The following is a 22,633-nucleotide window of genomic DNA, read 5'->3' as shown; positions in this document are numbered from 1 at the left end:
CGCGACGTGCCGCGGATGCCGCCGGGGAGGCGGGCGGCCGTATTTCAATCCGCGTGAGGACCCGTCGCGGTGCCCGCCGGAAGCTCTTGGTGATCCGGTGCGGGCCGAGCGGACGGCGGCGCCCACGCCATGGGCGCGCGGCCGCGCGGCGGGCGCCACGCGCGCCCGCCTTCCGCACGCGACCCGACGACAAGGACCGATTTGGACAGCAGAAGCGTTCTACGCAACACAGTCGCCGCCGTCATCGCGGCCACCGTCACCGGTGGCGGAAGCGGAGTGGCGTGGGCCGACGAGTGGGCCGCCGCGGAGCGGACCGGGGAGAGCGTGCGGCCCGTCACCCACGTCGGAGTGTGGACGACGCGGGTGGCGGCGCAGCCGCCCCGGTACCGCCAGGCGCCGGCGAAGATCCGCAGCAAGGCGTACGCCTTCCGGCTCGTCACCCGCCACACCTGGTCGGGCGAGCAGTTCCAGTGCCTGGACAGCCTGTGGACCAGGGAGAGCAACTGGGACCACCGGGCCTACAACCAGGGCTCGGGCGCCTACGGCATCCCGCAGGCGCTGCCCGGGCGGAAGATGGGCTACGTCGCCAGCGACTGGCGGTTCAACCCGCAGACCCAGATCAGGTGGGGGCTGCGGTACATCAAGGGCCGCTACGGTTCGCCGTGCGGCGCCTGGGGCCACTTCCGGTCCCACAACTGGTACTGACCCGGGCGGAGGCGCCCGGCGGCCTACTGCCGGGCGCCTCCATGACCGGCCCGCTCGCCGCCCGCCGCGCCGGCCCCGCGGCCGGCCTGTGCGTCCGCCCGTGCGGCGGCTCGTACGGCCATCGCCTGGACCAGCAGTTCCAGGCCGAACTCGAACTCCTCGTCGTGGTCGCAGGAGTCCAGATGCGGCCGCAACTCGCTCACCACGGGGAACAGCGCGGGGTCCACCTCGGCGATGACCCCGTCGGCCCGTACGGGGGCGAACGTGGGGGTCACCCCCACCTCCCGCAGCAGCGAGCCGACGACGTACGCGATGAACATGCGCAGCATCCGGACGGCCTCCCGGCCGTCGAAGCCCGCCTCGCGCAGGGTCGCCAGGGCGCGCTCCACCGGGAGGAGGCCCGCGGTCGAGCTCAGCTGCCTGCTCACCACGACCATCGTGGAACGGGGATAGTGGTGGGCGATGCGCCGGAAGGCCCGCGCCTGGATGCGCACCCGCTCGGTCCAGTGGGCGGACGGGTCGTCGGTGAAGCCGATCCGCGACAGCACGTCCTCGGCGACGGCGTCGAGCAGCGCGGCCTTGCTGGGCACGTGGTTGTACAGCGACATGACGCCGACGCCGAGTTCCGCGGCGATCCTGCGCATCGAGACGGCGTCGGCGCCCTCTCTCTCGATGAGCTCCACGGCGGCGGTCACGATGCGGTTGCGGTTGAGCATGGCCGAATCCTCTCTCGCCGCGCACCGTCATTGACGTACGTACAGCGTACGTGACACTCTCGCAGGGATACGTACGGTGTACGTCAAGGGAGGTCCCCCGTGTCGACCCACGAGCTCTACACCATCCCCGCCGAGCTGTCCACGTGGGACGTGGAGATGACCGGAGCGGCCCGGTTCACCTGGGAGTACGACGACGGCCGGGATCGCATGCTCGCCCTCTACCAGAAGGGCAAGGACAAGCAGTGGGACTCCGTCAAGCGGATCGACTGGGACCTCGAGGTCGACCCCTACGACGTGCTCGGCATCCCCGACACCACCCTCGCCATCTACGGCTCTCCCCTGTGGGACCGCATGGACCGCCGGCAGCGCGACGAGGTGCGCAGGCACAACGCCTCCTGGCAGTTCTCCCAGTTCCTGCACGGCGAGCAGGGCGCGATGATCTGCTCGGCCCGGATCGTCGAGTCGGTGCCCGACCTCGACTCCAAGTTCTACGCCGCCACCCAGACGATGGACGAGGCGCGGCACGCCGAGACGTACGCGCGGTTCCTGCAGGAGAAGGTCGGGCTCGCCTACCCCATCAACGAGCACCTCAAGGCACTGCTGGACAGCACGCTGAACGACTCCCGGTGGGACATGCCCTACCTCGGCATGCAGGTGCTGATCGAGGGCCTGGCCCTGGCCGCGTTCGGGGTGATGCGCGACATCACCACAAAGCCGCTGCCCAAGCAGATCCTCGCGTACGTGATGCAGGACGAGGCCAGGCACGTGGCGTTCGGCCGGATGGCGCTGCGCGACTACTACCGGAACCTGTCCGACGCCGAGTTGCGCGAGCGCGAGGACTTCGTGATCGAGGGGTGCTACCTCATGCGCGACCGACTGCGCGGCGAGGAGATCTGGGAGACCGTCGGCCTGTCGCGGCAGGAATCCGCCGAGGCCATGGAGTGCGTGGACCGGTCGGAGTACCTGCGGCTGTTCCGTTCGCTGCTGTTCAGCCGGATCGTCCCCTGCGTGAAGGACATCGGCCTGTGGAGCCCCCGCCTGCAGAAGGCGTACGCCGACATGGGCGTGCTCGACATGGCCGGGCAGAGCCTCGACGCGCTGATGCGGCAGGACGAGGAGATCGCCGAGCGGCTCGACGCCGAGCGCTTCGCCCGCGAGGAGGAGGAACGGGCGGAGGAGGTCGCCGGGACCATCGCCGCCGCGGGCGACTGACCGCGGCTCACATCGTGACCGTCACGACCGTGGACGCCGGCCAATCAATCGGCGAGATTCGCGATCCTTGTCCCCATATATGGGGGATCCTTGCCATACTCCGTCTTCGTGACTGTGGAGTTGACGCGGAGTGGCCGCGGGTCTCGCCGGATCACGGTCGTGGCGATCGCCGCGGTCGTCTTCCTGCTCGCCGGCGTCGGCGCTTACGCCGTCGCCTCCGACGTTCGCAGGCAGGACACGAAATACTGCGGCCACGACTGCGTTCCCGGCCTCGAGATCGGCACCGTGGTGGAGGCGCTGCAGGGCCGGGGACACACCTGCGCCGACAAGAGGCAGTTCTGGTCCTGTGAGCTGAGAATCGGCAAGGTCCGGTTCGAAGCGGACCTCTTCCGCGCCGTCAACGTGGCGGACTTCTACGAATACATCAGCAAGGTCGAGGCCAGGATCATCAACCCGGACAGCACTACGGCGGCGGCCGGGTTGGACTACATGTCGTGGTTCGCGATGCTGCCCCACCGTGACGATCCCTCGACGGTCAAGAAGGTCGACGGCTGGCTGGCCGAGCAGATCGCGGGCGACGGGGATATGACCTTCATTCTCGACTGGGAGTACGCGCTGGAGCGGAACGCGAACACCCGATCCATCGAACTCACGATGAAGAGGAGACATTGATGGCGGCTCCACCCGGCTGGCCGTACTCTCCCGACGGCAGGTTCTGGTGGGACGGCGCCGCCTGGCAGCCGGTGCGGACGCCGCCGCCTCCCGGAACACCCGCCCAGCAGGGCCTCACCGTGCCGCCGCCTCCCTGGCCTGCGACCGGTCACCCGCCCGCGGCCTCGCCCGGGCCGCAGACACCCGGGCCGCAGGCGGCTCAGCCGTACGCCGTCCAGCAGACGCTCCCGTACGCGCCCCCCGGAACCGGGGTTCCCAATCCGGCCCCTTCCGACGCCGGCCCTCGGCCCCGCCGGGCGGGAACAGCGATGTTCGTGCTGGTCACGGCGGGTACGTTGATCGCGGCGCTGGCATTGGGCGGGGTCGCCGGCGGCGCCGTCGGCCTGGCGACCACCGAACCGGTGACGGATGCCCCCGCGCCTTCCTTCCCCGGGAGGTTCCCCACGGGAAAGCAGCGGTACCTGCCCAAGGTGACGCTCACCATGGTCGCGGTGAACTGGCTGCAGGCGGCCAACTCGTGGAGATGCGCGAGGTCCGCGGCGTCCGACCCGCTGACCGGCGCCAAGATGGGGATGATCTGCCGGCCCGGCGACGCCGCAAGGCTCCATATGTCCGTCTATATCTGGTACGACGGGCCGGACAAGGTGCTGTCCGTGAAAGCCCGCTGCGATCTCGGCGTCAGATCGAAGGCGTGCACGAGCCTCTTCTCGATGATGGCGGACACTCTGCTTTCTCCCGATCGGACCCAGCGCGGGCAGGCGGAGACGTGGGCGGGGAAGAACGCGGACAAGGCGGCGGTGACGGCCATCGGCGGCGTCCGGCTGGAGATCAGCCCGCGCCCGCACAGCATGGAAGCCGTGCCGGCGATCTGAAAGATCCTGCCGGCCACGATTCCCCTCGGTGACCCGCCATTTCGCGTGACGGCACGGAGGGGCGAGCGAGCCGCGCGGGAGCGACGTCCCTTCCGGCTCCGCCGGACCGGTGGGTTCACGCGGCCAGTACGAGCACCGCGACCAGCGCCGCGGCGACGACGGCCAGCGCGCCCGCCCAGGCGATGCGGGCGTCCAGCCGGTGGTCGAGCGGACGCCCGTGCCGGAGCGTCCGCTCCAGGGCGCGGTGCCGCCTCCCGGTGCGCAACAGCAGGACCGCCCCGGCCAGCGCGGCCGCCGCGAAGGGGACGGCGAGGCCGGGCAGGTCGTGACGGACCATGATCCCCGCCGCTCCGACGGCCGAGCCCGACATGGTCACGGCCGTGCGGACCCAGGCCATCCGGGTCCGCTCGCTGTGCAGGCCCGGCCTCGGCTCGCCGCTCACGCGCCGCTCACCGTGCCAGGAGGATGAGGAGCAGGGCCAGGACGGCCACCCCGGCCACGCCGTACCCGAACATGGGTGCCAGGGCGGGCGGCGGGAGCGCGCGGTCCTGCCGGAGCGCCCGGTCGATGTGCCGCCAGCGGGGATAGGCCGAGCCGGCCGCCACGGCGGACAGCAGCACGAGCACGACGGCGAGCAGCGTGCGCACCCACGGCACGAAGACGTCCTCGGGAACGACCGCGATGGCGATGCCGCCCGCGCTCAGCGCGAGGGAGGTGCTGATCCAGGTGAGGAACGTGCGCTCGTTGGCGAGGACGAAGCGAGGGTCGGGTTCGTTCTCTTCCATGCGAGAACGCTATTTCCGCCCCTTTTCCCCTAGATTTGCCGGGTTGCTACTTTCGCTCGCGGTCACGGGCGGGCGCCGGGATGGCGCCGGCGATCGCGTCCAGCACCTCGGCCGAGACGTTCCTGCCGTTGCCCTGCGCGCCTGAGCGGAGGGGGCGGTGCCGGGGGCCGGGTCAGAGGCAGGCCCGGCTGACCTCGCGCAGGTAGCTCGCGCCGTCGGTGGCGACCTTCTGCGCCGCGTCCACCGCCGCGTTGGCGTCGTCGACATCGAGCTTCTTGAGGCTGTCGGCGAGTCCCTGGAGGGCGTCCCTGAGCGTGGTGTCGGCGGCCTTGTTCGCCATGTCCTCCAGGTCGGCGGCGCCGTCCTCGATCTTCTTGCGCATGGCGGCGGGGTCGTCCACGACCTTGCCGATTTCGCTGATGGTCTGGGTGATCAGTCGCGTCGACTCGGCGCACGTCTGCGCCTTGTCCGCGCTCGCGCAGCCGGAGGCGAGCAGGACGGCGGCCGCGCAGGCGGCGGCGAACGGGAGGAGTCGCATGCCGATCACCCTACCCAACGGCGGCCCGCCCGCCGCGGAACCGAAGCCGGGGCGGCCTTCGGGCCCCTCCGCACTCACCCCGTCATCACCGCGTCATCACCGCGTCATCACCGCGTCATCACCTCGGTGACGACGCCGCGGAAATACCCCGCGACCTCGCGGGCGAAGGCGGTCCTGGACACTCCGGCCCGGCGCAGGGCGTCGCCGTGATCAAGGGAGACCACGGCCAGCACGCCCGCCAGCAGCGACCACCACAGGGCCGAGGCGATCGCCCGCGACAGCCGGGAGGACCTCCGGAAGGATCGCCGCAGCCGGTCACGGTGGAAGGGCACATGGCGCAGCTCGTCGGCGAGGATCCGGCCCGCGACCTCCGCGGCGAGCAGGTCCCGGACGCCGTCGCGCACCGCCCGGTAGTAGCCGAGCGCGACCACCTCGGCGAGCATCAGGACCATCAGCTCCGTACGCAGTCCGAGGAGCCGCCGCAGCCGGACGAAGGCGGCGTCGGTCCAGTGTCCGGAGATCGTCGCCGCGCCCGCCGCCTCCAGGAGCCGGCCCAGCAGGCGGGCGTGCTCGCACTCCTCGGCCACGAACAGGCGGACCGCCTCCGCGTAAACGGGGTCGCCCGCCTGACGGGCCTTGTCCATCAGGCGGCCGCCGTCGCCGTCCTCCCCCACCTGGAACCGCTGGAGGCTCCGTACGAGGGCGGGCTCCAGCCGTGCTCCCGCGCTCCAGTCGGGGTCGCCCCAGGTGCGCCGCAGCAGCGCCGCGCCCTCGAAGTCGCGTAACCAGGCGGTGAAGTCGCCCGTGTCGACCGTCGTCGTCATGGCCCACGAACCTACGGAAGCGATGTGCAGATCCCGAGGGGGAGTTTGTAGAGGTTCGGCGTACACGGCTCACGGGCGCGGGGGCGCGACGGGCACCCGATCGCGGGCCGTAGCATCTGCGGCATGGGGAATTGCGAACACCTGCTCGTGGCGGCCGACCCTGAGCCGCTCACGCCCGAAGGCTGCCAGGAGTGCCTGGAGCGCGGCATGCGATGGGTCCACCTGCGCAAGTGCCTGGAGTGCGGCCACATCGGCTGCTGCGACTCCTCTCCTGGCAAGCACGCCACCGCCCACTACAAGGAGACCGGCCACCCGGTGATCCGCTCGTTCGAGCCGGGAGAGAACTGGCGCTGGTGCTTCGTGGACCAGCGCCTGAGCCAATAGACCGCGCCCTGAGTTCACTCAGCCGCGTTCGAGCGTCGCCTCCTCGAAGTCGAGCTCCTGCATGACGCGGTGGAGTACCTCGTCGTCGATGCGCCGCTCGTCGCGCAGCCGCACGAACACCTCGCGTTCCGCGGCGAGCATCTCGCGGCGCAGCCGCCGGTAGAGCGAGGCGGGCGTCTCCTCGCCCTCGGGGCCGGTGCCGCCGCCGAGCCGCTCCCAGGCGTGCAGGGCCCGGCGCTCGGAGCGGGTGCGCAACTGGTCGACGACCTCTTCGTGGACGTCCAGCACGCCGTCGGAGGTGAGCTCCTCCAGCCGCGCCAGGGCCGCGGCCGCGGCGGCCTGCTGAGCGCCCGCCTCCGCGAGGTCGTCGCCGTACCGCTCCCGGGCCGTGGAGACGCCCAGCCGCCTGATCAGCCAGGGGAACGAGAGCCCGTGGACGATCAGCGTGCCCACGACGATCGCGAACGTCAGGAACAGCAGCAGGTTGCGCTGGGGGAAGTGCTCGGGCAGGGCGAAGGCCGCGGCCAGCGACACCACCCCGCGCATGCCCGCCCAGCTCGTCAGCATCACGTTCTGCCAGGACGGCGTCTTGGGCTCCCTGGCGCGCACCCGCTTCGACAGCATCCGCGGCAGGTAGGTGCTGGGCGGCACCCACGCGATCCGCACGAGCACGACCACCAGGAACAGCACGATCGCGTACGTCGCCAGCTCTCCCGGCCGCTCGCCGTTCAGCCCGGCGATGATCGGGCGCAGTTGCAGGCCGATCAGGGCGAACACGATCGACTCCAGCACCAGGTCGGCGACCTTCCACACCGCGCCCGACAGCAGCCGGGTGCCGTACGTCGTCCGGCTGAGCTCGTGGCCCAGGTAGATGCCGACGATCACGACGGCGATCACCCCGGAGGCGTGCACCGCCTCGGCCGCGAGATAGGCGGCGTACGGCACGAGCAGCGAGACGCCGTTGGCGATCAGCGCGTCGTCGAGCCGCCGCAGCACGAACCCGGCGAGGTAGGCGATGGCGAGGCCGATCGCCACGCCGAGGCCGGCGGCCAGGAGGAACTGCCCGCCGATGTCGAGCAGGTCGGCGGCGGCGCCGGTCACCGCGCCGACCGCGACCCGGTAGGCGGTCAGCGCCGTGGCGTCGTTGAACAGGCTCTCGCCCACGAGGATGGTCAGCGCGCGTCGCGGCAGGCCGAGCCTGCGTCCGATGGCGACCGCCGACACGGCGTCGGGAGGGGCGACGATCGCGCCGAGCGCGAAGGCCGCCGCGAGCGGGAGCTGGGGGACGATCGCGTGCGCGACGAAGCCGACCACCAGGGTGGTCGCCAGGACGAGCCCGACGGCCAGGAGGCCGACGGGCCTGGCGGCGTCGCGCAGCCGCAGGTATGAGCTGTCCAGCGCCGCCGAGTAGAGCATCGGCGGCAGGAAGACCACCAGGACGATATGGGGGTCGAGGCTGTAGTCGGGGATCCCGGGCACGTAGGAGGCGGCCAGGCCGGCCACCACCAGGAGCAGTGGGGCCGACCAGTTGCGCCATCTGGCCAGGGCGGCGACGCCGAGGGCGCCGGCCGGGAGCAGGAGGAACTGCAGTGCCGTTGATGTGTCCATCAAACGACGAGGTTACTTACAGCTGGAACTCCCGCGGACCGGGGCCCTCACCACCCCCGCGAGGTGTCCCAGCCCTCCCCGTCCTCGTCCGACCACGGGATCGGGGAGTCCGCGGGGGGCTGCCCGCCGCGCCGCCCCCCGCGGCGCTCGTGCTCGGCGTGCTGGTCCGGGGCCTGACCGGCCGGCCACTGGTCCGGCCGCAGGCGCTCGCCCGTGGTGTAGAGCGGCGGTTCGCTCGCGTAGTGCTCGTTCGCGTACGGCTCGTTGACGTAGGGCCGGACCGCGCCGAGGCCGAGGGGGTCGCTCGGGTCGACCGCCCCGGGCTGCTGCCCCGCGGGCTGCGGGACGTGAGGTTGCGGAGCCTGGGGGTAGGCCGGCTGCGGCCCGGTCTGGGCCGAGGACGCGACGAGGCGGTCCTGGGTGGGCGTGCCCCGGGCGACGAGCACGTCGTTGGGGCCGAGCGCGGCGGGCGCCGGGTAGGCCTCGGGGGCCGGGGCGGGCGGCGGCACCGGCGGACGGGCGTACTGCCCCGTCCCCGGATAATCGGGGCCGGGATAGTCCGGGTAGTTGTAGTCGGACGGGGCGGGCTGCTCGGGGAACCCGGCGTCGTGCGACCCGCGGCGGTCCCGGGCAACGTATCCGTTCTCGCCCTGGGCGTAGCCGTCGCGGGCCCTGCCGTACCCGTCCGGGGCCTGGCCGTAGCCGTCGGGCGCGGTGGCGTGGCCCTCGTCGGCGGCGTACCCGTCCCGGACCTGGCCGTACGGGATCTGGGACGCGTTGTGCGGCGCGTTCTGGGGCGCGCCGTAGGGGTCCTGCGCCGCGTATCCGTCACCGGGCTGCCCCGCGTACGCGTCGGGCACGGCGTAGGCGTCCTGGGCCCGCGTCGCGTACGCGTCCGGGGATTCGGCCGCGTACGGGTCGTGGACCTGCGTGGCGTACGGGTCGTGGACCTGGGTCGCGTAGGCGTCCTGCCCCTGGTCCTGCGGGTGCGCGGGGTACCCCTCCTGGGGGGCGTAGCCGTCCTGGCCCGCCGTTCCCTGCCGCGGGAACGGTCCCGTCCCGGCGTCCTGCTCCTCGCCACCCGCCTCGGCGAAACCCTCGTCGAGAGTGTCGATCAGCCGTCCCACGTCGTTCATGGGCATGCGGAAACTGGCCGTGCACATCTCGCCCCGCCACAGGCTCAGCACCAACGTGCCGTCGTGCCACGTGACCCGGAGCACACGGTCCTGGCCTCGTGCGTCGAAGAACACCTCGCCGAACGATGGCAGTGGGACAACTTCCGACATGGCAGACATAGTGCCTTTACCTGCCCTTTTCCGTCCACTCGATCTCGGGAACCCTCGCGAAACTTCCGTTTCGTCCCTTTTCGACCTCACTGGGTAGATCGCCGTTGACCTTGAGAGCACTGACATCTCAGTGTGCCACGCGTGCCGGGAGGGAGTTCCTGGAACGCCAGGATGTGGTGGGGCGGACACGCACAGGATGTCGGTGGCACCGGGTAGCGTTCTTCCGTGCCCAAGGACCGTCCCGAGCTCCCGCCCGTCGAAGAACTCCTCACCGCCGCGGTGACCGCACTGGGCGGCGTCGAGCGCCCGGGGCAGGTCAAGATGGCACAGGCGGTGCGCGACGCCGTCGAGAGCGAGGAGCACCTCGCGGTGCAGGCCGGCACCGGCACCGGCAAGTCGCTGGCCTACCTCGTGCCCGCGATCAGGCACGCGGCCGAGAAGGGCGAGGCCGTGGTGGTGTCCACCGCCACGATCGCGCTGCAACGCCAGCTGGTCGACCGCGACCTGCCCCGGCTGGCCGACGCGCTGGAGAGCCTGCTGCCGCACCGGCCCGAGTTCGCGATTCTGAAGGGCCGCCGCAACTACCTGTGCCGCCACAAGATGGCCGACGGGATGCCCGAGGACGAGGACGACCAGCTCTTCGACCCGCGTGAGGTCAGCGCCACCGGCCGGATGGTGCAGCGCATCCAGGAGTGGGCCAACGAGACCGAGACCGGCGACCGCGACGAGATCGTGCCCGGCGTGAGCGACCAGGCCTGGCGGCAGTTCTCCGTGACGGCCCGGGAGTGCCTGGGGGCCCAGCGGTGCCCCAGCGGCGCCGACTGCTTCGCCGAGCTCGCGCGGGAGCGCGCGGGCGAGGCCGACGTCGTGGTGACCAACCACGCGCTGCTGGCGATCGACGCCATGGAGGACTTCGCGGTCCTGCCCGAGCACGACGTGGTCGTGGTGGACGAGGCGCACGAGCTGGTCGACCGGGTGACGTCGGTGGTCACCGGAGAGCTGTCGGAGAGCACGGTGAGCCTCGCCGTGCGCCGGGCCGGACGGCTCATCGAGCAGGGGGTGGCCGACCGGCTCCAGGAGGCGGGTGAGGACCTGCGCTCCCTGCTGGCCGTCGCCCCGCCCGGCCGCGTCGACACGCTGCCGGGGTCACTCGGAATAACGCTCGCGCTGGTGCGCGACGCCGCCTTCGCCTGCATCACGGCCCTCGGACCGCGTAACAAGGACAAGGACGACCCGGAGAACGCCGGGCTGCGCAAGGCCGCCTTCACGGCGCTGGACGAGGTGCACGACACCGCCCAGCGGATGCTCGACGCCTTCGGCCCGGCGGCCGGCCGCGACGAGGCCGGAGACGACGCGGAGGACACGGGGGACTCACGGGACTCAGGAGGCTCACGGGATTCGGAGCGCGGCGCGAACGGCGGCCCAGGTGACGCGCGGTCCGAGGAGGTCCACCGGGCGGAGGTCGTCTGGCTGGAGGAGGGGCGCGGGCGCGTTCCTCCCACCCTGCGGGTGGCGCCGCTGTCGGTCGGCGGCATGCTGCGCGACAAGCTGTTCGGCGACCGCACCGTCGTCCTCACGAGCGCGACGCTCGCACTCGGCGGCTCGTTCGACAGCCTGTCCCGCCAGTGGGGCCTGCGAACCGGGGAGTGGACCGGCCTCGACGTCGGCTCGCCGTTCGATCACCCGCGCCGGGGCATCCTCTACGTCGCCACGCATCTCCCTCAACCCGGCCGCGACGGCCTGCCCGAGGCGTACGTCGACGAGATCGCCGAGCTCATCGAGGCGGCCGGCGGCCGGACGCTCGGCCTGTTCTCCTCCATGCGGGCCGCGAAGGCCGCCACGGAGGCGCTGCGCGAGCGGCTCGACGTGCCGCTGCTCTGCCAGGGCGACGACTCGACCTCGCAGCTCGTCAAGCAGTTCGCGGGCGACCCCGCCACCTGCCTGTTCGGCACGCTGTCCCTGTGGCAGGGCGTCGACGTGCCGGGCCCGTCGCTGACCCTGGTGATCATCGACAGGATCCCGTTCCCGCGTCCCGACGACCCGCTCGCCTCGGCCCGGCAGCGGCACGTGGCGGCCACGGGGGGCAACGGTTTCATGGCGGTGGCGGCCACCCACGCCGCGTTGCTGCTGGCGCAGGGCGCGGGCCGGCTGCTGCGGTCGATGGACGACCGGGGCGTCGTCGCCGTTCTCGATCCGAGGCTCGCCACCGCCCGTTACAGCGGGTTCCTGCTCAACTCGCTGCCGCCCTTCTGGCGCACCACCGATCCCGCGAAGGTCCGCGACGCCCTGCGCCGCCTCACCGCCGGCTCCTGAGCCGGGCCTCCGCGTGCGGGAGACCCGGCCGCTCCGGCTCCGGTCACATCTTCGTGGCCGCGCCGAACGTCTCCCCCGCGTTCAGGCGCCGGACGAGGTCGAGCACGGCGTGCGGCCCGCCGTTCGCGGTGACCCATCGGCTCACCCGGCACGCCGCCTTCGCGTAGGTGCGCCGGTCGGCGCCGGCCGCCCGCAGCCAGGCGTCCAGCGTCACCGGCAGCGCGGCGTCCGTGCTCACCAGGCAGCGGTCGGCCGCCGTCTCCGGCGCGAGATACCGCGGGTCGCCGGCGACCAGGACGGCAAGGCCCTCGTCGAACCACTGGGGCACCTCCGCACCACCGGAGTCGAGCCGGGCATGCAGTTCGACGTGCGACATCTCGTGTGAGGCGATGACCGGATCCACGCCCTCGGGCGACAGCATCACCGCGCGGTTCAGCACCGCGACGCCCCGCTCCCCTCCGCCGCCGATCCGGCGGTAACAGCGGCCGCTGAGGCAGGCGAGGATCCGCGGAGAGGCCTGCCTGCCGCCGTAGAAGTCGCGGACGCGCCGCTCCGCCTCCTCCACGGTGGAGACCACCTGCCGCCTCCGGTCCGGCGGCAGTCCCGATTCCGCGTAGACATCCGGGGCCAGCCGCTCCAGCCCGTAACAGCCGGGGCAGGTCGTGGCGGCGACCGACGGGAAGGCCACCGCCACGACGGCGGCCGCCGCGATCGGCAGGGCCGCGAGCACGACGAGCAGCCACACCCGTCCCCGCCGGGGCACGCGCCGTCGTTTCCACGCCATCGTCACTCCCCTTGCTCGACTCCGGCATCGGCGTCCCCTGCGCCGGTGGTCGTGAAGCAGGATCTTCGCGCGTTGTCCGCCCGTCGCACATCGGACCGTGGTAGGACCTCTTCCGGTCTGAGGCGGCGTTCGCGCCGGCCGGGCTGCGGGTGGCGCCGGTGCGGGGGCCGGACGGCGCCATCCGCGCCTCGGGCAGGGCGTGAGGCCCGCAACCGCGCGTAGAGTGCGGGGGCATGAGCGCTGACACCCCTGTCACGTCGGTGGGCCTCACCCGGGGCGGCCGACCGGCCTTCGTCGTGAACGTCGAGGTCTTCCTGGAGCGAGACGGCCGGTGGCTGCTCATCCGGCGCGGCAGGCGGGAGGCTCACGCACCCGGCACGCTCGCCGGCGTGGGCGGCAAGGTCGAGGTCGACGGCGCGGGACTCGACGTGCTCGAGGAGACGGCACGGCGTGAGGTCGCCGAGGAGATCGGAGTCGACATCACGGGAGCCGGGCTCTCCTATGTGGAGAGCGGGTTCTTCGTCACCGACGACGGCGACCCCGTCGTCAACGTGGTCTTCCGCGCGACGATGCCGCCCCACGCCCAGCCCGTGGCCGCCTCGCCGGAGGAGGTGGAGGAATTCCTCTGGCTCACCGCCGCGGAGGCCGAAGGCGATCCGGAGTGCCCACCCTGGACGTCACGGAGCCTGCGCCGCGCGACGGCGCGGGCCGGCACGCCGGCGTAGTCGTCTGCGGGGACGCGCCGGCACCGCGGCGCGGGCCACCGGGTCAGGGAGAGGGAGCAGGGGCAGGGAGCAGGGTTAGGTAGCAGGGGGCAGCGGACCGAGCTCGGGCCGCTTGGGGGCGAGGCCGTCGCCGGAGGACGTGCCGCGAAGGCGCCGCCCGATCCACGGGCCGAAGTGCTCCCTGAGCCACTGCACGTCCTCGCGGCGCTTGGCCCTCGGGTCCACCGTCTCCCGGGGCGGCCAGGTCTTGCGCCAGTCGTCCTCGCCGGGCACGCCCAGCACGTGCAGCACCCGGGCCGCGACCAGGCGGTGGCCCTCGGCGTTCATGTGCAGCCGGTCGCCGCTCCAGGCCCGCCAGTCCCGCAGCCCCTGCATCGACCACATGTCCACCAGGTGGCAGCCGTACAGGTCGGCGATCGAGCGCACGTGCATGAAGAAGATCGCGAACTTGCCGCGCAGCTGCCGCATGATCGGGGTGTCCCGAGGATCGGTCCCGGTGAACAGCACGACGTCGGCGCCGGTGGCCCGCAGGTCGCGTACGGCGCCGGCCAGCTTCTTGGCCATCTGGTCGGGGTCGGCGCCGGGGCGGATGAGGTCGTTGCCGCCCGCGCAGAAGCTGATGAGGTCGGGCCTCAACCCGACGGCCACGGGCACCTGGTCGGCGACGATCTGGTCGATCAGCTTGCCCCGCACCGCGAGGTTGGCGTAGCGGAAGTCCGGTTCGAGTAAGGCGAGCCGTTCGGCGACCCGGTCGGCCCAGCCCCGGTAACGGACCACCTCACCCGGCGCCGGAGGGGGCGCGTCCGGGAGGGGGTCGTTGAGTCCCTCGGTGAAGCTGTCTCCGACCGCCACGTACGACCGGTAGCCCATGATCCCTTCTTTCGTCACTCGCCCATGTCCGCGATCGCGCGCAGCGCGAGCTCGTACGACCGCATGCCGAACCCCGCGATCGTCCCGGTGGCCACCGCCGCCACGACCGAGGTGTGACGGAACTCCTCCCGCGCGTTCGGGTTGGAGATGTGCACCTCGACCAGCGGAGCCGTACGCTGCGCGATCGCGTCGCGCAGCGCGTACGAATAGTGGGTGAAGGCGGCGGGGTTGAGGACCACGGGGGTCCTGCTGTCGGCCGCCTCGTGGATCCAGCTCACCAGTTCGGCCTCGTCGTCGGTCTGCCTGACCTCCACCGACAGGCCCAGCTCGCGGCCGGTCTCGCGGCACAGGGCCGCCAGGTCGTCGAAGGTCTGCGCGCCGTAGACGTCGGGCTCCCGGCTGCCGAGACGGCCCAGGTTGGGCCCGTTAAGGACGAGCACCTGCCTCATCGGGCGACCTCCCGGTAGGCGGCTTCGAGCAGTTCCTCCGAGGGGTTCTCCAGGCGGGCGGGCCTGCCGATGTCGTCGAGCACGACGAACCGCAGCACCGCTCCCCTGGCCTTCTTGTCCACGCGCATGTGCTCGCGCAGCCGCGGCCAGGCGTCGGCGCGGTAGGAGGTGGGCAGCCCGACCGACTCGAGGATCGAGCGTGTGCGGTCCACGACGTCGCGGCCGACGCGACCGTCGAGCCGGGACAGCTCGGCGGCGTAGACCAGCCCGATGGCCACGGCCTCGCCGTGCCTGATGCGGTAGTCCTCGACCCGCTCGATCGCGTGGGCGAGGGTGTGGCCGTAGTTGAGGATCTCCCGGATGCCGCTTTCGCGCAGGTCCGCCCCGACGACGTCGGCCTTCACCCGGATCTTGCGCTCGACCAGCTCGCGGGTGTGCTCGCCCTCGGGGGTGCGGGCGGCGGCGGGGTCGTCCTCGATCAGCATGAGGATCGTGGGGTCGGCGATGAACCCGCCCTTGATGATCTCGGCGAGGCCGGCGACGTAGTCCTCGCGCGGCACGCTCGCCAGCGTGGCCAGGTCGCACAGCACGCCCTTCGGCGGGTGGAAGGACCCGACCAGGTTCTTGCCCTCGGGGGTGTTGATCCCGGTCTTGCCGCCGACGGCCGCGTCCACCATGGCCAGCAGCGTGGTCGGCACCTGCACGACCTGGACGCCGCGCAGCCACGTCGCGGCCACGAATCCGGCCAGGTCGGTGGTCGCCCCGCCGCCGACGCCGACGACCGCGTCGGAACGCGTGATGCCGTACCGGCCGAACGCCGACCACAGCTCGGCCGCGACGTGGACGGACTTGGCCTCCTCGCCGTCCGGCACGGGCAGGGCGACGACCTCGTGTCCGGCGCCCTCCAGAGTCTCGCGCACGGGCCTGGCGATCTCGGGCAGCCCGGCGGGGTGGATCACGGCGACCGTGCGCACCTTCGCGTCCAGCAGGCCCGGCAGCTCCGGCAGCACATCGGTGCCGACGACGACGTCGTACGGGCTCTCGCCGCGCACGGTGATGCGCGTCGCGGTCACAGCGCCCCCTCGATCTCGGTCACCACGTCCTCGGGCTCGCGGCCGTCGGTGGCGACGGTGATCGCGGCGAGGCCCTCGTAGAGAGGACGGCGCTGCTCCATCAGCTGCCTCAGCCGGCTGCGCGGGTTCAGCACCAGCAGCGGGCGGGCCGAGGCGAGGCCGACCCGCTTGACCGCCTGGTCGAGCCCGACCTGGAGGTACACGACCCGGTGGCCGGACAGCAGCTTCTGAGTGTGCTCGTGCAGGATCGCGCCGCCGCCGAGCGCGAGCACGCCCGGGTGCGTCTCCAGCGCGTCGCGCACGGCCTGCGCCTCCAGCTCGCGGAACCTCTCCTCGCCGTCCTCCACGAACACGTCGCTGACGGTCTTGCCCGCGACGGCCTCGACGTCGGCGTCGGTGTCGCGGAACGGCAGGCCGAGGCGGTCCGCGAGGAGCCGCCCGACCGTGGACTTGCCCGAGCCGGGCGGGCCGATGAGGACCGCGGCGGGGCCTTGGGACGCCGATTGCATGATCACAAACCCTATTACTTGATGACCAGGGACGACAGGTAACCCGACAGGTTGCGCGCGACCTCTTCGACGGAGTCGCCGCCGAACTTCTCGACGGCCGCGTCCGCGAGCACCAGCGCCACCATCGCCTCGGCGACGATCGCGGCGGCCGGGACCGCGCAGACGTCCGAGCGCTCGTGGTGCGCCTTGGCCGGTTCGCCGGTCAGCACGTCGACCGTGGCGAGCGCGCGGGGCACGGTGGAGATCGGCTTCATCGCGGCGCTCACCCGCAGCGGCTCGCCGTTGGTCATGCCGCCCTCGACGCCGCCGGCCCGGTTGGTCATCCGGCGCACGCCCTCGGGGGTGTTCTCGATCTCGTCGTGGGCCCGCGAGCCGGGGCGGCGGGCGGTCTCGAAGCCGTCCCCGACCGCGACCCCCTTGATCGCCTGGATGCCCATGAGCGCCCCGGCGAGGCGGGAGTCGAGACGGCGGTCCCAGTGGGTGTAGCTGCCGAGGCCCGGCGGCAGGCCGTAGGCGACGACCTCGACCACGCCGCCGAGGGTGTCGCCGTCCTTGTGCGCCTTGTCGATCTCGGCGACCATCGCCGCGCTCGCGGCCGGGTCGACGCAGCGCACCGGGTCGGCGTCCACCGCCTCCATGTCGCCGGGGCCGGGAAGCACCTCGCGGGGCGCGACGGCCTCGCCGATCGAGGTCACGTGGCTGACGATGTCGACGCCCAGGGCCTGCTTGAGGAAGGCGCGGGCGACCTGGCCGAGCGCCACCCGGGCGGCGGTCTCCCGGGCGCTGGCCCGGTCGAGCACCGGCCGCGCGTCGTCGAAGCCGTACTTCTGCATGCCGGCGAGGTCCGCGTGGCCGGGGCGGGGCCGCGACCGCGGCGCGTTGCGCGCCTGGCCCTCCAGCAGCGCCGGGTCCACCGGATCGGCGGCCATCACGGTCTCCCACTTCGGCCACTCGGTGTTGCCGATGCGGATCGCGACGGGCGAGCCGAGCGTGCGGCCGTGCCGTACGCCGCCGGAGATCGTCACCTCGTCCTGTTCGAACTTCATCCGCGCCCCGCGGCCGTATCCGAGACGGCGGCGGCGCAGCGCCTCGGCGAGGTCGGCGGTGGTCACCTCCACCCCGGCGGGCAGGCCTTCCAGGATCGCGAGAAGCTCGGGGCCGTGTGACTCCCCGGCGGTCAACCAGCGCAGCATGGTGACAAGTCTTCCATGTGCGCCCGACTGCGGCGTCCCCCTGACACCCCCATGACCGTACGCGGATGCCCCCTGACCCGGAAACCGCACGTGCTACCCGCCGGGGAAAGCCCCTGGGAAAGCCCCGGGAAAGGCCACTGCGACGAGCGCCCCCGCGAGCATGAACGGGCCGAACGGGAACTCGGTCGTGCGGGTGGCTCTGCGGGCCAGGAGCAGCCCCACGGCGTACAGCGCGCCGAGGACCTGGCCCGCCATCCCGGCGACGACCGTGGCCTGCACGCCGAGCGCGCCGGTGAGCAGGCCGATCAGCCCGGCCAGCTTGACGTCGCCGAGCCCGAGGCCCGTGGGGCGGGCGAACCACAGCACGGCGTAGACGGCGCCGAGCGCGCAACCCGACGCCACCGCGGGCAGCAGACGGCCGGACGGCGCGAGCAGGGCCAGCAGGATCGGGTACGACGGCAGCGTGATCGCGTCGGGCAGCCGCCAGGTCCTCCGGTCGATCTCCGCGAGCGCGGCCCCCGCCACCACGGCGTACAGCCACGCGGCGAGCACCCAGCCGTCGTGGACGCGCCAGGCCACCAGCGCCGCGGCCAGCGCGGTCGCGCCCTCGACCGCGTACGGCGGGCGGGGCAGCGGCACGGTGCGGGCCGCCGCCGCGAAAGCCTTCCGCGCCTCTCCGCGTCGGCTCTCGCGCCGGTCGTCCGGCTCCGCGCCGAATCCGCCGGAGGCCGCCCGCGCGTACGCGCCAGCGATCAGGCCGAGTACGGCGGCGGCGAGGACGACGAGGGGCACGCGGCCGACACTAACGCCCGCGCGCCGCCAAGGGCCGGGGTGCGGGCTCCCCTGTGGACGACCGCGTTCCTGTGGACGACGCGGCCGTGGCCGGCCGCGCGGCCCGTCTCGGCCCGCAGCGGGTCGAGCGTCACAGGAGGTCGGCCGGCGTCGGGCGGATGTTCGCGGGCTACGGCGGCGCAGGCGTGTCAGGCAGGAGGAGCCGGGCGGCGGTCGAGGCCGCTCAGGCGCGGCGGCGGCTCCACCAGCGGCCGCGGCGCTTGTCCTCCGCGGTCCCCAGACGGGCCACCGTGGCGCCCGGCACCTCGCGGGCGAGGCGGTCCACGGCGGAGGCGTCCCGCTTGGCCTCCTCCACCGTGGCGAGGGCCTGCAGCATGCCGCCCTCGATCACGAACGGGACCGGCCCGGCCACGTCCACCACCACGGCGGCGGCGCTCTCGTGCCGCGCCGCCTGGCAGACCTGCGGGGCCGTGGCCTGCACCGGCCGGGCGTCCGGGCGCCACCTGCGCATCGGCTCTGTCCCGGTGAAGGCGAGCACGGCCTCACGACCGTCCTTGCCGACCAGTTTCGGGAGGGCCATCTCGCTCTCCTTCTCCTGGCGCAGGCCGTGCTCCCCCACTTCCGACTCGGTGAGCAGCGCGACCACGGGCACCAGCAGCCTCGTCCCGGCGAGCGCCGCCAGGACGTCGGCCGCCGTCGCCGTGCCGGCCTGGAACGCCGACAGCGCCGACGCGACGGACGCGTCGGTGCCGCCGTCGTCGTCGGGGCGCAGGGGCTGCGGAATCGATGGCACGTCTCCCGACCCTACCCAAGGACCGCGCCGGAGGCGTCAGCCCAGGTCGGCGATGGCGATCACGGGGCCTCCGCCGGACGGGCCCTGATGGACCGCCGCCACGGAGACGAACACGGCCGGGTCGCCGCTCACGCTCGCCGCCACCCCGCCGACGGTCGCCTTGATCTGGCGATGCCAGTGGACGTCGGAGTCGTCGAGCATGATGTTGCGCCGCCCGCGTACGCGGCCCGACGGGTCGGCCTCGCACTTGATGAACAGGTTCACCAGCCGGTCGCCGAGGTCGTCCGGGTGCGGGCGCTCCGGCAGGTCGACGCCCGCGCCGCGGATGGCCTCCCAGATCCCGTCGGCGTCCAGGGCGTCCTTCATGACCGAGTGACCGGCGCGGTAGCGCCCGCCGATCCCGCGTACGTTGCCCACCACGACGATCTGGGCCCGGTCGAGCTCGACGCCGCTGGAGCAGGAGGCGACCGACGAGTAGAGCGACAGGTCCTTGTGGATCTGCTCCGCCGAAGGCGTCTCGATCTCCCCGAGCGCGACGGCGATGCCGAGCGCCGTGGTGGAGTTGGAGATGTCCATCGACTTCAGCGTGTCCTCGGTGACGACCGTCCGGCCGCGCTCCTTGGCGTCGGTGATCGTGGACAGCGTGAGCAGCGGCGTCTTGGTCTGCACGTAGTGGACGTCGGCCGGGTCGTCGATGCCAGCGATCTTCATCGCCTCGCGCACCCCGGCGGCCACCTTCTCGACCATGGCGGGCCTGCCGATGTCCTCGGGGAGGATCACCTCGCTCATCGCCACGCCGACGCTCACCCGCGGCTCGTCGGTCCGTACGGCCGTGGCCGGATCGACGGTCGCAAAGATCGTCGCGTGCGGGCTGAGCACGCCGTCGGTGCCGCCGGACCACACCAGGGGCACCTGCGCGACCTCCTCGGCCGTACGCGTGCCCTTGGTCACGAGCACCTCGCGGAAGGCCCGGTCGGCCAGGATCCGCGTGTAGTCGTTCACGCCGCCGTTGCCCTCGGTCTTGCCGATCACGGCCAGCACGCGGTCGGCCTCGATCACGCCGTCGTCGATCAGCCTCGCCAGCCCGGAGGCGTCGGTGACGCTCTCGATGGGGACCTTCCGTACCTCGATCGGATCCGGCACTATCTCTCCACCCCTCTGTACACCCTCGTACCGATATTTCCTGACAGCGCGGCACCGATGTGGTGCAGCGAGGTGATCACGGCCCGCCCCCCGGTCTCCTCGGCGAAGCACAGGGCGGCCTCGACCTTGGGTCCCATGCTGCCTCCGGCGAAGTGACCGGCCGCCTGCAACTCGCGCAGGGCGGCCACGTCGATCTCCCCGATCGGGCGGGCGCGGGGCGTGCCGAAGTCGACGGCGGCGTACGGCACGTCGGTCGCGATCACCAGGTCGGTGGCGCCGACGGCGACCGCCAGCGCGGCGGCGGCGAGATCCTTGTCGATCACGGCCTCGATTCCGGTCAGCGTGCCGTCCTCCCCGCGCACGACCGGCACTCCCCCGCCTCCCGCGGCGACGACGGTGAACCCGGCGTCGATGAGCGCGACGGCTGCGGGGGCGTCCAGGATCTCCACGGGCCGCGGCGAGGCGACCACCCGGCGCCATCCGCGGTCGAAGCGCCGCCACACCTGGCCGTGCCCCTCGAATCGGCGCGCCTCGTCCTCCCCGAAGTACCGCCCGATCGGCTTGACGGGGTCCTGGAACGCCGGGTCGGCCGGGTCCACGAGCGTGCGGGTGACGATCGCCGCCACCCGGGCGTGCCCCGCCTCGCGCTGCAGGGCGTTCATGATGAGCGTGCCGATCGTGCCCTGCGTCTGGGCTACACACCAGTCGAGCGGCACCGGCGGCACGACGTGGGCGGCGAGCTGGTTCTTCAGCAGGAGATTGCCGACCTGGGGGCCGTTGCCGTGGGTGAGCACCACCTCGTGCCCGGCCCTGCTCAGCGCCGCCACGTGGGCCATCGCCTCGCCGATCGCCCGCTGCTGGTCGGCCGGGGACGCGCTCCCGTCGGGAGCCGTCATGGCGTTGCCACCCAGTGCGATCAGTACGCGTCCGCCCACACCCGGAAACTATCCAGCCCCATCCGGGCCTTCATTGGCGAGTCTCGCCCACCCCTGTCGCATTCATGGGCAGATTTCACCAAGCTCGGCAAACACGCTCGGCACCGAGCGGCGAGGCCGTCTCCACCGGGGTCCGGGCGCATGGCCGTCCCGTCGCCGGCCGGCTCCGGTCCGAGGCGACTTCTGCCAGAATGCTCGCCACTGCCCCCCTTTCATGGAGATCCGCATGGCCACGCCTCAGGTGCGTCCCGGGCTCACGCACGAACGTGTCGGCGTCTTCGCCGACGCGATCTTCGCGATCGCCATCACGCTGCTCGCCCTGGAACTCCCCCGCCCTGAGGGCGAGGACTTCCAGCGGCTGGGCGCCTTCTTCGGCGACCACTTCGGCTCCTTCATGGCCTTCGCCATCGCCTTTCTCATGCTCTGGTTCGCCTGGCGGGCCCATCACACGCTGTTCGACCAGATCGAGCGGGTGTCCCAGTCGATGCTCCTGCTGCACATCCCGCTGCTGTTCTTCGTGGCCGTCCTGCCGTACACGACGTCGATCTTCGGCGAGACCAACGCCAGTCACCTGCCGGCCGAGGCGGACGGCAGGGCCCTGGCGACCGGCCTGTTCGCCGGCAACGAGGCCATCCTGCTGCTCGCCCAGGGCGCGCTGTTCACCCTGGTGCTGGCGCAGCGCGTGCACCGGCCGGACGCCGACCTGCGACGGCTGCGCGGCAACGCCTGCATCTACTGGGCCATCGGGATCTACTGGCTGCTGACCGCCGCGGCGAGCGCGTGGGCGGTCACCGCGGTGCCCTTCCTGTGGCTGGCGACCCCGCTCGTCGCCGCCGGCACGGTCCGTGTGCTCAGGATGAGACGGTGAAGCCGCGCAACACGTCTGCGATCTCGTCGACCTCGGTGAGCTTCCCCGACGCGACCGCGATCACGAAGTCGTAGGCGACGTCGTCGTCCCGCGGTTCGATCTCCACTCCGTTCTTCGCACAGAAGACATACGTCGTGAGCCATGCCGCTCGCTTGTTACCGTCCACGAACGGGTGGTTGGAGACGATCGAGTGCAGGATGGCCGCGGCCTTGGTCAGCAGGTCCGGGTAGGCGTCCCGCCCGAACAACGACGTCCGCGGACGCAGCAGCGCTGCCTCGAGAAGCCCGATGTCACGAACCTCGACCGTCGCTCCCGTCGCATGCCGGGCGATGCGCAGCGCCTGCTCAAGGCTGATGTAGCGGGTCACTCTCCCAGCCTGCGCAGGAGGTCCGCGAAACGCTGGGCCCCCTTCTCGGCCAACATGTCGGTGTACTCGTCGTCGGCGACGCGAGCAAGGTAGTCGTCGATCGCGCGCAGGGCGATCTGCTGCATGCTCCGGCCTTCCTTCTCGGCACGCCGCCGGAGGGCCTCGGTCTGCTCGTCGGTCAGGCGAAGCGTCATGGCCATGCCTCCATCCTACGGCG

At 72.5% G+C, this 22,633-nt stretch carries 27 protein-coding genes; 8 read left to right on the top strand and 19 right to left on the bottom strand.

Annotation, left to right across the window (positions count from 1 at the left end; genetic code table 11):
- Positions 1–201: 201 nt before the first annotated feature.
- Positions 202–705 carry an aggregation-promoting factor C-terminal-like domain-containing protein gene (locus tag QSK36_RS03040; RefSeq protein WP_183536481.1) on the top strand — a complete coding sequence of 168 codons (504 nt, stop codon included), beginning with the start codon at positions 202–204 and terminating at the stop codon, positions 703–705.
- 23 nt (positions 706–728) lie between these two features.
- Here QSK36_RS03040 and QSK36_RS03035 read toward each other — a convergent pair whose 3' ends face one another.
- Positions 729–1,421 carry a TetR/AcrR family transcriptional regulator gene (locus QSK36_RS03035; protein WP_285781246.1) on the bottom strand — a complete coding sequence of 231 codons (693 nt, stop codon included), beginning with the start codon at positions 1,419–1,421 and terminating at the stop codon, positions 729–731.
- Between the two features lie 99 nt (positions 1,422–1,520).
- On the opposite strand from QSK36_RS03035, the gene QSK36_RS03030 reads away from it, so the two are divergent.
- The 3 genes from QSK36_RS03030 (at position 1,521) to QSK36_RS03020 (ending at position 4,177) form a co-directional block, all read left to right on the top strand.
- On the top strand, positions 1,521–2,633 hold the full coding sequence (locus QSK36_RS03030; protein WP_183536479.1) for a ferritin-like domain-containing protein: 1,113 nt from the start codon (positions 1,521–1,523) through the stop codon (positions 2,631–2,633).
- 108 nt (positions 2,634–2,741) lie between these two features.
- Entirely contained in the window at positions 2,742–3,305 is a 564-nt protein-coding gene (locus QSK36_RS03025) for a hypothetical protein (protein WP_285781245.1), read from the top strand.
- Entirely contained in the window at positions 3,305–4,177 is an 873-nt protein-coding gene (locus QSK36_RS03020) for a hypothetical protein (protein WP_285781244.1), read from the top strand. Before QSK36_RS03025 ends, QSK36_RS03020 begins: the two co-directional genes overlap by 1 nt.
- A gap of 115 nt (positions 4,178–4,292) precedes the next feature.
- Here the strand turns inward: QSK36_RS03020 and QSK36_RS03015 are convergent, their stop codons facing one another.
- The 4 genes from QSK36_RS03015 to QSK36_RS03000 all read right to left on the bottom strand — a co-directional run bounded on the left by QSK36_RS03015 (position 4,293) and on the right by QSK36_RS03000 (position 6,324).
- Complete coding sequence (locus QSK36_RS03015; RefSeq protein WP_285781243.1) at positions 4,293–4,619, bottom strand: DUF202 domain-containing protein; 327 nt, start codon at positions 4,617–4,619, stop codon at positions 4,293–4,295.
- A 7-nt stretch (positions 4,620–4,626) separates the two neighbouring features.
- Positions 4,627–4,962: a YidH family protein gene (locus QSK36_RS03010; RefSeq protein ID WP_142562835.1), complete on the bottom strand. Its 336-nt coding sequence runs from the start codon at positions 4,960–4,962 to the stop codon at positions 4,627–4,629.
- 172 nt (positions 4,963–5,134) lie between these two features.
- Positions 5,135–5,500 carry a DUF8711 family protein gene (locus tag QSK36_RS03005; protein WP_139574802.1) on the bottom strand — a complete coding sequence of 122 codons (366 nt, stop codon included), beginning with the start codon at positions 5,498–5,500 and terminating at the stop codon, positions 5,135–5,137.
- A gap of 107 nt (positions 5,501–5,607) precedes the next feature.
- Positions 5,608–6,324 carry a ferritin-like domain-containing protein gene (locus QSK36_RS03000; RefSeq protein ID WP_285781242.1) on the bottom strand — a complete coding sequence of 239 codons (717 nt, stop codon included), beginning with the start codon at positions 6,322–6,324 and terminating at the stop codon, positions 5,608–5,610.
- A 123-nt stretch (positions 6,325–6,447) separates the two neighbouring features.
- Here QSK36_RS03000 and QSK36_RS02995 point away from each other — a divergent pair, with 123 nt between their 5' ends.
- Positions 6,448–6,708, top strand: coding sequence for a ubiquitin carboxyl-terminal hydrolase 14 (locus QSK36_RS02995; RefSeq protein WP_142562839.1), 261 nt, complete (start codon positions 6,448–6,450; stop codon positions 6,706–6,708).
- Positions 6,709–6,726: 18 nt separating this feature from the next.
- On the opposite strand, the gene QSK36_RS02990 is transcribed toward QSK36_RS02995, so the two are convergent.
- Together QSK36_RS02990 and QSK36_RS02985 are read right to left on the bottom strand one after the other, a co-directional pair.
- Positions 6,727–8,316 (bottom strand): Na+/H+ antiporter, encoded by a 1,590-nt coding sequence (locus QSK36_RS02990; RefSeq protein ID WP_285781241.1) that lies wholly within the window; start codon positions 8,314–8,316, stop codon positions 6,727–6,729.
- A gap of 47 nt (positions 8,317–8,363) precedes the next feature.
- Positions 8,364–9,602 (bottom strand): hypothetical protein, encoded by a 1,239-nt coding sequence (locus QSK36_RS02985; protein WP_285781240.1) that lies wholly within the window; start codon positions 9,600–9,602, stop codon positions 8,364–8,366.
- 225 nt (positions 9,603–9,827) lie between these two features.
- Between QSK36_RS02985 and QSK36_RS02980 the strand changes: the two genes are divergently transcribed.
- Positions 9,828–11,915 (top strand): ATP-dependent DNA helicase, encoded by a 2,088-nt coding sequence (locus tag QSK36_RS02980; RefSeq protein WP_352239568.1) that lies wholly within the window; start codon positions 9,828–9,830, stop codon positions 11,913–11,915.
- Between the two features lie 43 nt (positions 11,916–11,958).
- Here QSK36_RS02980 and QSK36_RS02975 read toward each other — a convergent pair whose 3' ends face one another.
- Entirely contained in the window at positions 11,959–12,699 is a 741-nt protein-coding gene (locus QSK36_RS02975; protein ID WP_285781239.1) for a hypothetical protein, read from the bottom strand.
- A gap of 233 nt (positions 12,700–12,932) precedes the next feature.
- Here QSK36_RS02975 and QSK36_RS02970 point away from each other — a divergent pair, with 233 nt between their 5' ends.
- On the top strand, positions 12,933–13,424 hold the full coding sequence (locus tag QSK36_RS02970) for an NUDIX hydrolase (protein ID WP_285781238.1): 492 nt from the start codon (positions 12,933–12,935) through the stop codon (positions 13,422–13,424).
- A gap of 75 nt (positions 13,425–13,499) precedes the next feature.
- Here the strand turns inward: QSK36_RS02970 and QSK36_RS02965 are convergent, their stop codons facing one another.
- The 9 genes from QSK36_RS02965 to QSK36_RS02925 all read right to left on the bottom strand — a co-directional run bounded on the left by QSK36_RS02965 (position 13,500) and on the right by QSK36_RS02925 (position 21,181).
- Positions 13,500–14,294, bottom strand: coding sequence for an SGNH/GDSL hydrolase family protein (locus QSK36_RS02965; RefSeq protein WP_285781445.1), 795 nt, complete (start codon positions 14,292–14,294; stop codon positions 13,500–13,502).
- Positions 14,295–14,308: 14 nt separating this feature from the next.
- On the bottom strand, positions 14,309–14,743 hold the full coding sequence (aroQ, locus tag QSK36_RS02960; RefSeq protein ID WP_079314096.1) for a type II 3-dehydroquinate dehydratase: 435 nt from the start codon (positions 14,741–14,743) through the stop codon (positions 14,309–14,311).
- Positions 14,740–15,816, bottom strand: a complete 1,077-nt coding sequence (aroB, locus tag QSK36_RS02955) for a 3-dehydroquinate synthase (protein WP_183536465.1) — start codon at positions 15,814–15,816, stop codon at positions 14,740–14,742. The genes aroQ and aroB overlap by 4 nt, the downstream gene beginning before the upstream one ends.
- Positions 15,813–16,325: a shikimate kinase gene (locus QSK36_RS02950; protein ID WP_183536463.1), complete on the bottom strand. Its 513-nt coding sequence runs from the start codon at positions 16,323–16,325 to the stop codon at positions 15,813–15,815. The genes aroB and QSK36_RS02950 overlap by 4 nt, the downstream gene beginning before the upstream one ends.
- Positions 16,326–16,339: 14 nt before the next feature.
- Positions 16,340–17,518: a chorismate synthase gene (gene aroC / locus QSK36_RS02945; RefSeq protein WP_285781237.1), complete on the bottom strand. Its 1,179-nt coding sequence runs from the start codon at positions 17,516–17,518 to the stop codon at positions 16,340–16,342.
- 93 nt (positions 17,519–17,611) lie between these two features.
- On the bottom strand, positions 17,612–18,310 hold the full coding sequence (locus QSK36_RS02940) for a prepilin peptidase (protein WP_285781236.1): 699 nt from the start codon (positions 18,308–18,310) through the stop codon (positions 17,612–17,614).
- A 223-nt stretch (positions 18,311–18,533) separates the two neighbouring features.
- Entirely contained in the window at positions 18,534–19,103 is a 570-nt protein-coding gene (locus QSK36_RS02935) for an SseB family protein (protein WP_139574783.1), read from the bottom strand.
- Positions 19,104–19,139: 36 nt separating this feature from the next.
- Positions 19,140–20,246, bottom strand: a complete 1,107-nt coding sequence (gene bar / locus QSK36_RS02930) for a barbiturase (RefSeq protein WP_285781235.1) — start codon at positions 20,244–20,246, stop codon at positions 19,140–19,142.
- Entirely contained in the window at positions 20,246–21,181 is a 936-nt protein-coding gene (locus QSK36_RS02925) for a carbamate kinase (protein WP_285781234.1), read from the bottom strand. The genes bar and QSK36_RS02925 overlap by 1 nt, the downstream gene beginning before the upstream one ends.
- 226 nt (positions 21,182–21,407) lie before the next feature.
- On the opposite strand from QSK36_RS02925, the gene QSK36_RS02920 reads away from it, so the two are divergent.
- Positions 21,408–22,049 (top strand): TMEM175 family protein, encoded by a 642-nt coding sequence (locus tag QSK36_RS02920; protein ID WP_183536456.1) that lies wholly within the window; start codon positions 21,408–21,410, stop codon positions 22,047–22,049.
- Here QSK36_RS02920 and QSK36_RS02915 read toward each other — a convergent pair.
- The gene (locus QSK36_RS02915; RefSeq protein WP_183536454.1) at positions 22,033–22,416 is read right to left on the bottom strand and encodes a type II toxin-antitoxin system death-on-curing family toxin; all 384 of its coding nucleotides are present in this window, start codon (positions 22,414–22,416) and stop codon (positions 22,033–22,035) included. The two genes, QSK36_RS02920 and QSK36_RS02915, sit on opposite strands and share 17 nt — an antisense overlap.
- A complete protein-coding gene (locus tag QSK36_RS02910; protein ID WP_225898027.1) occupies positions 22,413–22,616 on the bottom strand; it encodes a type II toxin-antitoxin system TacA family antitoxin in 204 nt (67 codons plus the stop codon). Before QSK36_RS02910 ends, QSK36_RS02915 begins: the two co-directional genes overlap by 4 nt.
- Positions 22,617–22,633: the final 17 nt, after the last annotated feature.

It is taken from the genome of Microbispora sp. NBRC 16548, assembly GCF_030268985.1.
In the GTDB taxonomy this organism is placed as follows: domain Bacteria; phylum Actinomycetota; class Actinomycetes; order Streptosporangiales; family Streptosporangiaceae; genus Microbispora; species Microbispora catharanthi.
The sequence above is the reverse complement of the archived record's forward strand: the minus strand, read 5'-3'. Positions and strand labels throughout refer to the sequence as shown.